Source organism: Amphibacillus sediminis NBRC 103570 (genome assembly GCF_001552275.1).
GTDB classification, from domain to species: domain Bacteria; phylum Bacillota; class Bacilli; order Bacillales; family Amphibacillaceae; genus Amphibacillus_B; species Amphibacillus_B sediminis.
On record NZ_BCQW01000043.1, the window covers coordinates 1 to 11,836 of the forward strand.

At 36.4% G+C, this 11,836-nt stretch carries 10 protein-coding genes and 1 pseudogene; 9 read left to right on the forward strand and 2 right to left on the reverse strand.

Annotated elements, in window-relative coordinates; translation table 11 throughout:
- From ASE01S_RS16120 to ASE01S_RS16580, 3 genes and pseudogenes are all read left to right on the forward strand, one after another.
- A pseudogene (locus ASE01S_RS16120) lies at positions 1 to 331 on the forward strand (IS21 family transposase); the annotation flags it as partial.
- Entirely contained in the window at positions 331 to 1,050 is a 720-nt protein-coding gene (gene istB / locus ASE01S_RS14795; RefSeq protein ID WP_067844167.1) for an IS21-like element helper ATPase IstB, read from the forward strand. The pseudogene ASE01S_RS16120 and the gene istB, both read left to right, overlap by 1 nt.
- Positions 1,051 to 1,286: 236 nt before the next feature.
- Complete coding sequence (locus ASE01S_RS16580) at positions 1,287 to 1,586, forward strand: DUF3784 domain-containing protein (RefSeq protein ID WP_373277967.1); 300 nt, start codon at positions 1,287 to 1,289, stop codon at positions 1,584 to 1,586.
- A gap of 566 nt (positions 1,587 to 2,152) precedes the next feature.
- Here the strand turns inward: ASE01S_RS16580 and rpsD are convergent.
- Positions 2,153 to 2,755: a 30S ribosomal protein S4 gene (gene rpsD, locus ASE01S_RS14805; protein WP_067844172.1), complete on the reverse strand. Its 603-nt coding sequence runs from the start codon at positions 2,753 to 2,755 to the stop codon at positions 2,153 to 2,155.
- A gap of 572 nt (positions 2,756 to 3,327) precedes the next feature.
- Here rpsD and ASE01S_RS14810 point away from each other — a divergent pair.
- Positions 3,328 to 5,181 (forward strand): diguanylate cyclase domain-containing protein, encoded by a 1,854-nt coding sequence (locus ASE01S_RS14810; RefSeq protein WP_067844175.1) that lies wholly within the window; start codon positions 3,328 to 3,330, stop codon positions 5,179 to 5,181.
- Positions 5,182 to 5,613: 432 nt separating this feature from the next.
- Here ASE01S_RS14810 and msrC read toward each other — a convergent pair whose 3' ends face one another.
- On the reverse strand, positions 5,614 to 6,078 hold the full coding sequence (gene msrC, locus ASE01S_RS14815) for a free L-methionine (R)-S-oxide reductase MsrC (RefSeq protein WP_067844178.1): 465 nt from the start codon (positions 6,076 to 6,078) through the stop codon (positions 5,614 to 5,616).
- 382 nt (positions 6,079 to 6,460) lie between these two features.
- Here msrC and ezrA point away from each other — a divergent pair, with 382 nt between their 5' ends.
- From ezrA to ASE01S_RS14840, 5 genes are all read left to right on the forward strand, one after another.
- Complete coding sequence (gene ezrA, locus ASE01S_RS14820) at positions 6,461 to 8,158, forward strand: septation ring formation regulator EzrA (protein ID WP_067844181.1); 1,698 nt, start codon at positions 6,461 to 6,463, stop codon at positions 8,156 to 8,158.
- A 16-nt stretch (positions 8,159 to 8,174) separates the two neighbouring features.
- Positions 8,175 to 8,555 carry a hypothetical protein gene (locus ASE01S_RS14825; protein ID WP_067844184.1) on the forward strand — a complete coding sequence of 127 codons (381 nt, stop codon included), beginning with the start codon at positions 8,175 to 8,177 and terminating at the stop codon, positions 8,553 to 8,555.
- Between the two features lie 572 nt (positions 8,556 to 9,127).
- Positions 9,128 to 10,267: a cysteine desulfurase family protein gene (locus ASE01S_RS14830; protein ID WP_067844187.1), complete on the forward strand. Its 1,140-nt coding sequence runs from the start codon at positions 9,128 to 9,130 to the stop codon at positions 10,265 to 10,267.
- Between the two features lie 5 nt (positions 10,268 to 10,272).
- Positions 10,273 to 11,475: a tRNA uracil 4-sulfurtransferase ThiI gene (gene thiI / locus ASE01S_RS14835; protein WP_067844191.1), complete on the forward strand. Its 1,203-nt coding sequence runs from the start codon at positions 10,273 to 10,275 to the stop codon at positions 11,473 to 11,475.
- A 129-nt stretch (positions 11,476 to 11,604) separates the two neighbouring features.
- On the forward strand, positions 11,605 to 11,817 hold the full coding sequence (locus ASE01S_RS14840) for an alpha/beta-type small acid-soluble spore protein (protein ID WP_067844194.1): 213 nt from the start codon (positions 11,605 to 11,607) through the stop codon (positions 11,815 to 11,817).
- The last annotated feature ends 19 nt before the right edge of the window (positions 11,818 to 11,836 follow it).

Here is an 11,836-nt window from a genome sequence, read left to right on the forward strand (position 1 = left end):
TATAAAGTATTCAAGTATCTATAACCAATTTCCATCTATTTGGACGGACTATTTAAGGAACTGTACAGAAGAAGAACAGAAGCGTGCTTTACGTTTATTAGGAGAACTTTTAAAGAATGACGATTTTTCATTACTGAATGAAGCTCTCGCGATCGCTTCTTCGCATGAACATCCAAGTCCGGACCAAATCAAGCATTGTTTTTACACTATAATAAATCAAAGCAATACATACAAGGAGATAAGTCCAGCTATTAACCTACCAACTATGCCTGCGGCAACGAGGGGGCTTTCTCATTATGATTCTTTACTTCAAAGCGGAGGTGTTTCTTGATGAAAGAGCAAATTGAAGCATATGCCAAACGCTTGAAGTTGAGTTGGATTAGAGAGCATTACCATGAAATTAAAGCTGAAAATAATTATGATTATCTTCTTCAATTATTTGAAAAGGAGGTTCAAAATAGAGAAGAAAGAAAGGTGAACTTATTACTAAAGCAAGCACAATTACCAAAGACAGGTGACCAAGCCTTTCAATGGGAGCATATTCAAATCCCTCAGGGGATTGATCGAGATAGGATTCTCCAGGGGGAATTCATTCATGAAAAAGAGAATCTGATTTTATATGGTGGAGTCGGCACAGGAAAAACTTATTTGGCAACATTAATTAGCTTAAATGCCATACATAGGTACGGCACTAAAGTGAAGTTCTTTACATTGGCATCTTTAGCAAATAAATTAATAGAGGCGAACCAAAATGGTTCCCTCCCCAGGCTGATTAAGCAGCTTGAAAGACTAGATCTTCTTATATTAGATGAACTCGGCTATATCCCTCTTCACAAAGAGGGTGCAGAGTTATTATTTCAAGTAATCTCCATGTGTTACGAAAATAAGAGCCTGGTGATTACTACCAACCTTCAATTCGGACAATGGAATCATGTTTTCGGAGATCCAATATTAACAGAAGCTGTGATTGATCGACTGATTCATCATTCCCATTTACTCCTTTTTAACGGTGAAAGTTTCCGTTATAAAGAATCTTTAATACAGCAATAAATTGAGGCGGTAAGTGGCATACATTTTTAAATGCCATTTCATACATTTTTTACTTGCCAAATACAGTTAGAAAAAGCTGAATCTGACGACGCAGATGTTAGACACATTTAGCGGAGATCTACTATATAATAACCTTCATCCCATTTGTTAATGTTTATTAAAAAAATTCATGTTTAGGAAATCGAAGTCATATTTAAAGAGGGAGTGATAATGATTTGGGATATTTAATATTCTCGTTGTTTGGTTTAATTCACATTTTATTAGGATTATTAATTAAAAAGGGGAAGATGGTTGATTTAATAATTGGATATAATAACAAGAAACATAATAAAGAAAAAGTGGCTATTTTTTTCGGTAACCACTTTATATTGTTGGGGATTTTAGTATCTTTTGTTTCTGTGATTTTTTATTTAGTTGAAGAAAAGCCAATTCAATATGATAGCATACTATCGACGTTATTCTTTATTTTTATTGTGTTATCTCATGTTCTCATTGTAATTAAGCTATATCATAAATTATTTACGAATAAATTTTGAGTATTGCTACAGATAATTCGATAGGAGTTGTTAAACTGAATACAGTAGTGATTGGGGCGAAAATTGGGGCCCCTACAACTAATGTTATGACATAAAAAGACGAAATTTTCTGTATATTAAATTGACGACCTTTCGATATGAGATCATAAACAGTGAGCATGAGGTATTAATTAATATGAATTCTAATTTCAAAAAAGTACTCTCCCAGCCTTTTCTCTTTACAATGGGAAGGAGGCGCTAATTCCCAAAAATAAAGTGCTTTTTATAGATTCATGTGGAATGGCTTCCCATATAATATCATCTTAGGATAAAATGCATATCGCGAATGCTTTGAACGTCATGCTTAATTTTTGATTTTTTTACAAAAACCTCCTTACCTAAAATAAATATAAAGAGGATTACATTTATGATGGTGAATGCGGAGGGCAGCCCTGTCATGTAGGAACGCTGACTTATACACTAATGTTGTAAGAAGTGCGGTGTTTAAAATGAAGAAAAAAGCCTTGAAACATTGATAAAACAACATTTCTAAGGCTTTTGTACATTTTTTATTTAGTCTATCTCGATTAACGTGAGTACCACTCAACGATAAACGCTTCATTAATTTCTGCTGGTAACTCTGTACGCTCAGGATAGCGTGAGTAAGTTCCTTCAAGCTTGTCAGCATCGAAAGTGAGGTACTCAGGTACAAATGTATTTGCTTCAATTGCTTCAGCAATGATTGAAAGCTTTTGAGATTTTTCACGTACACCAATGGTTTGACCTGGCTTCACGCTGTATGAAGGGATGTCAACACGACTTCCGTCAACAGTGATATGGCCATGGTTAACTAATTGACGTGCTTGACGACGTGTACGAGCAAGACCAAGGCGGTAAACAAGGTTATCTAAGCGTGATTCTAATAGAATCATGAAATTTTCACCGTGAACCCCTTTTAATTTAGCCGCTTTATTGAATAAGTTGCTGAATTGGCGCTCATTTACACCATACATGAAGCGAAGCTTTTGCTTCTCTTGTAATTGTAAACCATATTCTGAAAGCTTTTTACGTTGGTTTGGACCATGTTGTCCAGGAGCGTAAGGACGTTTATCTAACTCCTTACCTGTACCAGATAATGAAATTCCGAGACGACGAGACTTTTTCCATACAGGACCTGTATAGCGAGCCATAGTGCATTCTCTCCTTTATATTAGATTTTGCATAAAACAAGATATCGTGTTCCATCCACGCTTGACATTTTGTTTTCATGTACCTTCGCTCCAGCAGCAGAGAGTTACGCGATACACCTTACAGAGGGTAAGGAACAAAATGAACAACCGGCGGTTCACAAAGGCTACCTTTTTTACACAAAGTCTATTATATGGTTTTGATAAAGGGAAGTCAACTGTTGTTAATAAAATGACCGTAATAATTAGTAAGATTGTCTCCTTGAAAGCAATTAAACAAAATGAAATATGACCGAATCCTTTATTTCTGTCGAAATATGGATTTTTTTAATAGTAAAAAAGTATGTATTCAAATCGAAAAATATCGATATTATGAGTAAAAAATACTATCTTATTGGTAGTCATTGAGAGTTAATTACGCTATAATACATTATAAGAAACCAATTATCAGTTTTTTATGTCTATAATTAGGTAATTTATCCTTGATTAAACAAATACTTTTAAGAACACTGGAGTAAATCACTAATTTCGCTAACGTTAAATCAATATTTATTTAGATAGGTGGAAGTAGTCAAATGAGGTTGTATACTTTTTCTAAAGGTCACACAACATTCCTCCATGAGCACAAGCATGATTATCAAACAGGCGATTCCCTACAAATTTTGGTCAAGCAGGTTAAAACCTTAGCAAAGGCAGAAGCTGTTGGGCTTTTTTTATATGATCAGTGGTCTGATCAATTTGTGTTAACACATGCTTCAACGGAGCACCATTTATTTGTCGATAATTTGTCCGCTGATTTAATTCAAGGATTCGACCGTTATCAGCAAGTCTCTTACCTATCATCATATCACATAACAAAAAGTAAAAGAGCTGGACAAGCTTGTATGATTGCTTTGTTTAAGGAAGAAAAAATTTCAGGGTTTATTACATTGACCATTGATCAGGAACAGCCATTATCTGAAAAGCAAAGAATGCGGTGGCTCGAGATCGCCAAAGATGCAAATGTGATTTTAACTGAGCTTACGAATATGTTTCATGTCATTGAACAGGTCAATAAATACGAGTTAATGTATAGTGTAACCCAAAAATTTCACTCTACTATGAATTCCAAAGATGTGCTAAGTGAGATCGTTAATACGATCGGTTCTATTTATCCAACTTTTGATTGTCACTTATTTTTATCAAAGAATTTCCAAGATGAACAAAATTTGCCCGTAAAGGAACTGATATATAATGATGAATATGCAGAAAAAGCAAGTGTACAGGCCTTTTTATCTGGTGAAATAAAGCTAGTCAAGCGACCTAACCGTAGGAAAATCACACTCTATGCACCATTGAATGGTAAACAGGGGATTTATGGTGTGATGGAATTAACGTCCTATGAAATTGAACAGATACCAGATGACGATATCGAGTTTGTCCGCTTGCTTGCGAATACTGCCGGAAATGCCCTTGAAAACGCTCAACTATATCAGCAATCGACACAATTAATTCAGGACCTTCAGTTAATTAATTCCTTTGCTCATGAATTGAATAAATTAAGTTGTTTATCAGATACTACCGCCTTTATTAAATCGCAAATTGAGACCTCTTTCAAAGCTGAAGAGGTAGGGTTTATTTTATACAATCAAGCCATGGAATTTTCAATCGAACAACATTCATCTGACTTTTTTCATCATCAAGATAGTAGAAAAAAGCTCACGCTATTATTAAATCAAATAAAACAAGAACGCGAAGCCGTTTTTATTGGAGACACTCATTGCAAATTTCCTGAGCTAGCGTTAACTTGTCGTTCGGTTATTATTTTACCGATGATTCAATCCGAGCAATTATTAGGCTGTATTATTATCATGCATCCTCAACCATACTTTTTTACATTTGATCAATTCAAACTTATGAAATCTTTAGTTCAACACTCTACTTTAGCCTTCGGTAATATTATACTAAGAGAGCAGCTTGAACAATCTGTTATTACCGATTATTTGACCAAATTATTTTCAAGGAAATACCTCGACGAAAAATGTAACGAACATTTACACGCGGGTCAGTGTGGTGTATTCATTCTTATTGATCTCGATGATTTTAAAAAGATCAATGATACTTATGGACATGATGTAGGTGATCATATTCTTATTCAAGTGGCAAATCTTATCCGTAAAGAGATTGAGGGACACGGATTTGCTGCTAGATGGGGAGGCGAAGAGTTAGCGATCTATTTAGCAGAAGCAAGTTATCAAGAAGGACAACAGTTTTCCAATCGCTTACTTCATCTTATTGAAAAAACAACTCAGCCTTCTGTCACAGCTTCAATAGGAATGGCGTATTGGAGTCATGAGCAGCCTCTCGATTTGACCACATTATTTGATAAAGCAGACCAGGCCTTGTATGATGCGAAGCATGCAGGCAAGAACCAATTTTCTTTTCGCTAGCGTTTAACTTCATTAGCAGAAGTCGCCGATTTCTATAAAGTGGCGATCAAACCCCAGTTGAATCAATCGGGCCGTTTCTGGCTGTTAGATCTCCACTTAGACATGATGTGTTCCCTTATTTCATGAAGTAGGAGTCTTACAAAAGCCCTTCGATGGGCGAGTAATCGCAGCCCCAGCCAGTTACACTGTCAGTTAGCCATAACAGCGATTGATTTTTTTGAGGATTTCCGAGCTAAAAGAAGTTATCAATGAGGGAATTTTGTATGAGCCAATAAAATAGGGGGCTTTTCTCTTAAGATGTTAAACGGCATTCAGTATAAAAGCGTCAACGTGGTTACCGTAGCCATGTCGACGCTTATTTGACTTAAAGTTGGTAACACAAGCTATAGTCTGTGCACTGATTTTTAAAATTCTTTTTAGGAGTAATCATCCTTAAAGATACTTTTCTAATATAGCGACAAATTGTTCTAAATACTCTTGATCCAATTGATCGAAACGATTTAGCTCGGGACTATCGATATCTAGCACGCCAATAATGACACCATCTTTAGAAATAGGTACGACAATCTCAGATTGGCTTGCGGCATCGCAGGCAATATGCCCCTGAAATTCATGAACATTAGCAACGCGTTGTGTTGCTTCTTCCTGAACTGCTGTACCACATACGCCACTGCCGACTTTAATTCTCACGCAAGCTGGTAAACCTTGAAATGGACCTAATACAAGTTCATCGCCTTTTAATAGATAAAAGCCTACCCAGTTAATATGATTGAGAAATTGGTTTAGTAAAGCAGCACTGTTGGCTAAATTAGCTATTTGATCAGGTTCATCAGCTATGAGTGCCTCAAGCTGTTTTAAAATCAATTGATAATTTTTTGCACGGTCTTGCTCTCCCATTTTATGTCCCTCGTTTCTATATTTTTTGTCATTATACACTTGAATATGACTGGATTCAACTGTATTTTAAACTGTAGGATTGAAAAAAATGTAAAACCATTAAATAAATTGATTTTTTTTAGCAAAAAGGGCAAGTTCATGGTATGATAATATTAATAAAAAATTATTAAGTCTACGTGTCAAAAAAAAACGAATGAGAAGAGAGCAGGTTAAGGTGATCACTTGTTTCGAGCAATTGGATGTACCTTTTTCAGATCTCTGTAGAAAAACTAACTAGCAATGAGACAGGCTATATCATTCGGTAATTTTTGAACAACTTGCTAATATACATAAGTTTGATTGAAATAGATAATGTTGGGTGAATGAGGCAAGGAGGATCAGCATGGCAGCCTATATCATAGGATTTATACTTATTACAATTGTAGCTATTATCATTGGTTTATTTCTGAGAAAGAGAGTGTATGATCGAGTCGATCAACTAGAGGCATGGAAAATGGACATCATGAATCGACAAGTCACCAGTGAACTTCAAAAAGTAAAGGCATTACGGTTGTCTGGTGAAACACAAGAGAAGTTCGAATCTTGGAAAGAAACATGGGATAACATTTTAACACGAGACCTGCCTGATATCGAAGAGTTTTTATTTGATGCTGAGGAAGCTGCTGATCGATTTAAAATTCCTGTGGCCAAAAAGCATTTAAGCTCTGTTGAGCAAACGTTAAATAATATTGAGACAACCATTAAAAATATGTACGCTGAATTAGATGACCTCCTTAATTCTGAAAAACAGAGCCGAAAAGAGTTGGAAATGGTCGTCCCATTACTTAAAGAGCTCCGCCAAACTTTATTGCAGGATCGTCATCTATATGGCAATGCTGAGAAACGCTTTGAAGCAGAATTGATTGATCAACAGGCGTTACTTGATCAATTTTATCTGGAATGTGATCAAGGAAATTATTATGAAGCACGTCAACTTATTTTGCAAATTAAGGAACATTTGCAAGACTTAGAACAACGAATGCAAGATTTCCCGATTATTTACAAACGCTGCAAAAGAGAATTACCAGATCAAATTGATGAATTGAAAAAGGGAATCTATGCGATGAAAGAATCTGGTTTCCGTATTGAGGATGAGAATTTTCTTGAGGAGCTTTCCAGTTTTGAGGATCAATTAAGTAGCTATATGATTCAGTTAGAAAAACAAGGTGACGAATCTGTTGTTTATGAATTTGTTGAATCATTAGAAGAGAGAATTCAGGAGATTTATTCTTTGCTTGAAAAAGAAGCACAAGCCAAAGACTATGTTGATAAACATTTAGAGCAATTTGAGCAAGATATTTTGGAGGTCGTGACCGATTTTAAAGCGACCAGCGAAGAGGTAAAAGAGCTACAAAATACTTACTATTTAGAAGGCAGCGATTTAGAACTTTACGCTAATTTAGAAAAATGGATTCATCAGCTTGAGCGTCAGCTGCAACAAGTCAAGCTAGATCTAGATGAAGAGAATAGCACATACTTGGCTTTGCGTGACCAATTAGAAACAAGCAATCAAGACTTGCAAAAACTGAAAGATTCCCACCAAGAGTTTAGGGAGCAAGTTAGAACGATTCGAAAAGACGAGCTAGAGGCTAGAGAAACGATTCAATTATTACAACAGGACCTTTACGAGGTTAATAAACGACTTCAAAAAAGTAATTTGCCTGGAATTCCTAGCCTAATCTGGAATCAACTAGAAGATGCTACCGATAAATGCCAGTCGGTTATCACTAAGCTAGAGCAAAAACCTTTGGATATGGGACAAGTAAGCCATACATTATCGGAAGCTAGTCTATCTGTTAAAAGCCTCGTTGAACAAGCTCAACTGATTATTGAGCAGGCTTATTTAGTTGAACGCGTCATTCAGTATGCAAATCGTTACCGTAGCCAATATCCAATCTTAGCTGCGAAATTATTAGAAGCTGAGCAAAAATTTAGAGAATATTACTATGATACAGCACTGGAAATTGCCTCACAAGCTCTAGAAGATATAGAGCCAGGAGCGTTAAAGCGTTTAGAAAGCCACATCAAGATACCAAGTTAGCAGGAGGAATATAGTTGTGAAAATAATGTCAATCATTAGTATGGTAACTTTAACGGTTAGTATTTGGATTTTGTTTTTTGCCCTATTTTTGACTGAGCCTGATTCTATTACTGAAGCTCAGTCGATGGATCATGGAAAAGGATCCAAGCAATCGCATCAAGTTGTCAAGGTTAATGATCATGTTAAAGAAGAGAGCCAAGATCATTTAAAGGAAATTAAGACTGAAAAGCAAGAAGAATCAAATGTAAATGTAAGTCAAATTGATAATCAAGAGCGTGCTCCAGAGTCAATAGAAGAAAGAGCAAGCAGCCGTTTTAACCACGATATTTTATATGATTTTGAAGTTAAAGGTCCTATCTCAGTCGATGCGTTATTGACAGCACTTGATCTAAATTAATTTTTCAATCGACATAAATTGAGTTTTAAGCGTTTGTGTTGTATCAAAAAATAACTACTTGAAGCGGGCAAGCTTTTAGCTTGTCCGTTTCAAGTTTTTTCATAATCGTTCATTTGCCTTGCTAGCCTATGGAAATCAAATGTGCCTTGGTGTATTTGGCCCAGATTTTATCGAGCTTCGCCCGGTAATTTTCAGCTGAAAATCTGTGGCATTCGCCGGAGGCTTTAACTAATTTAGCCAGGGTTTGTACTCTCACTCCATGGCAGACAGGCAGTCATCGCAGTGGGAGTCTTCTCAGTCAAGTTAAAGCTAATCTTTTCTAGATCAATAACTCATCGATCTATGCTTGTTATTTCGGATCTTGCTAACAATAAGAGTCAAGACCCTTTAGTTCAACTAACGTTCAGTGGGGGAGAGATGAGAGGAAGCTGACTAAGTTCGCGATGTCGTGACGTAACGTCTGCACGAGCACATCCTATGCGTGAAACCCCCGCTGAACGAAGTTTTACTTTATTTAAAGGTTTTTTATGTTAGAATAATTCAGGGAATAATGCTAAATAAGGAGTCGGAATATGATTTACTTTGATAATAGTGCAACCACGAAGCCCGCCCAGGAAGTATTAGATAGCTTTATTACTGTGTCTCAAACCTATTATGGAAATGCATCATCTGCCCACCGTTTTGGACTCGATGCAGACCAAATATTACGCAAAGCGCATCAACAAGCCGGGCAGTTAATGAACGTATTAGAAGATGAAATCATTTTTACTTCAGGTGGGACTGAAGGGAATAATTTAGCAATTAAAGGGATTGCATTGGCTTATCAAAAAAGAGGTAAGCATATCATAACAAGTCAAATTGAACACCCTTCGGTACTTAATGCTTGTCAAGCATTAGAAGAGCTTGGATTTGAAATCACCTATTTACCTGTCGATCAAACGGGTATTTTATCAGTAGATACGGTCAAGCAAGCGCTTAGAGATGATACAATTTTAGTTAGTATTATGCATATTAACAATGAGATTGGTACAATTCAGCCGATCAAAGAAATTGGTGCATTATTAAAGGATCGTCCAACGACTTTTTTTCATGTTGATGATGTACAGGGCTTTGGTAAGGTTGAACTTGATTTAAAGGGATGCCATGTTGATTTGTCGACCATTTCAGGTCATAAAGTACATGGATTGAAGGGAACGGGTTTGTTATATGTTCGAAAGGGTCTTCGCTTATTCCCGTTATTTCATGGAGGAGGACAGCAAACAGATCGGCGTTCAGGGACAGAAAATTTGCCCGGAATTGTCTCACTTGTAAAGGCGATGCGTATGATTCTTGAGCACAAGCTTCATTACCCAAACTATTTACAACGGCTTAACAAACAATTACGCACGCAGCTAAAAGAGATACCAAACATTGTGATAAATACAATTGAGAATCAAGCACCACATATTTTAAATTTCTCAATTCCAGGTTTTAAACCGGAAGTGGTCCTTCATGCTTTAGAAGAACGGAATATATTTGTTTCGACTAAGTCTGCATGCTCATCGAAAAAATCGGATGAGAGTGCAGTGTTAAGAGCAATAGGTCTGACTCAAGACCGAACCGTCTCAGCCTTAAGAATTAGTTTTTCTTATCAAAATACGGAAGGTGAAATTGAATTGTTTTGCCGAGTATTGAAAAAAATAATAAAAGATTTAAGTAAAGTAATGGGGTAGAAAATATGCATTATGATCATATATTAATTCGATATGGAGAGTTATCATTAAAGGGTAAGAACCGTAGAAATTTTATTTATCAGTTACATGAAAATGTTAGACAACAACTGCGTGACTTTAAACGGATTAAGATAAAAAATACACGTGATCGGATGACCATTTTACTAAATGGTGAGGGGCCAAAGCCGATTATGGAAAGATGCCAACGAATATTTGGTATCCAAAGCTTGAGCTTAGCCATTAAGGTTGAAAATTCAGAAAAAGCCATTAAGGAAGCTGCATTATTTGCTTTGACAGAGGCGAAGAATGTAAGTACTTTTAAAGTGACAACAAGACGTGCAAATAAGGACTTTCCGATTGGATCTCAGCAATTTAATTATATTATTGGTGCGCATTTATTAAAAAATACCGATGAAATTACAGTCGATGTTCACAATCCTGATATAGACGTGCATATCGATATTAGAAATGATGCCACCTTTATTACGTCAGCACGTTATTCTGGTGCAGGTGGCTTGCCAGTTGGTTCCTCTGGTAAATCGCTCTTACTGCTATCAGGTGGAATAGATAGCCCAGTAGCAGGGTATTTAATGATGAAGCGCGGGGTTACCCTGGAAGCTGTTCATTTTCATTCACCACCGTTTACTAGTGAAGGAGCCAAACAAAAAGTTTTGGATTTGGCGCAATTATTAGCAGAACGCGGCCATGATATGAAAGTGCATGTCGTACCATTTACAGCGCTTCAGCAAAAAATTCATCGTGAAATTCCTTTTGGTTATTCAATGACGGTTATGCGACGTATGATGTTAAAAATAACACAAATGATTGCAGAGCGTGAAGGTATTTTGTCAATTACAACCGGCGAGAGTTTAGGTCAGGTTGCAAGCCAGACTATGGAGAGTATGCATGCTATAAATGCTGTCACATCATTTCCTGTCATGCGTCCACTCATTGCAATGGATAAAAGCTCAATTATTGAGATAGCACAAGAAATAGGCAGTTACGATATTTCGATACGTCCTTTTGAAGATTGCTGTACAGTGTTTGTACCAACAGCACCTAAGACAAAGCCAAAGCTTGATAAAGTCTTACAACTAGAGAGTCAATTGGACATGACAGCTGAGTTAGCTGAGATTGAACAAAACATCGAAGTTATTAATATTTCAAGTCAAAAAGATAACCACGATCCTCTTACTCAGTTATTTTAATTGCTAGTTGTCCAAAGCTCTATGCCTTAAATGTTGCCGTTGAAGGCAACAACTACCAGTAATTTTTCTGTATGAATCCCTCTGATCTGCACATTCTAGAAATGTATTAAGGAGGAGGTGAATACAGACATGGCAGCTAGCAACAATAATAATAGCAATCAATTACTTGTACCAGGTGTGAGCCAAGCACTTGATCAAATGAAATTTGAAATTGCTCAAGAATTTGGTGTAAACCTTGGTCCTGATACAACATCTCGTGCTAACGGTTCTGTTGGTGGTGAGATCACTAAACGTTTAGTACAAATGGCTGAACAACAATTAGGTGGACAACCAAGACAATAATTAAGTAAATAAACCGGGA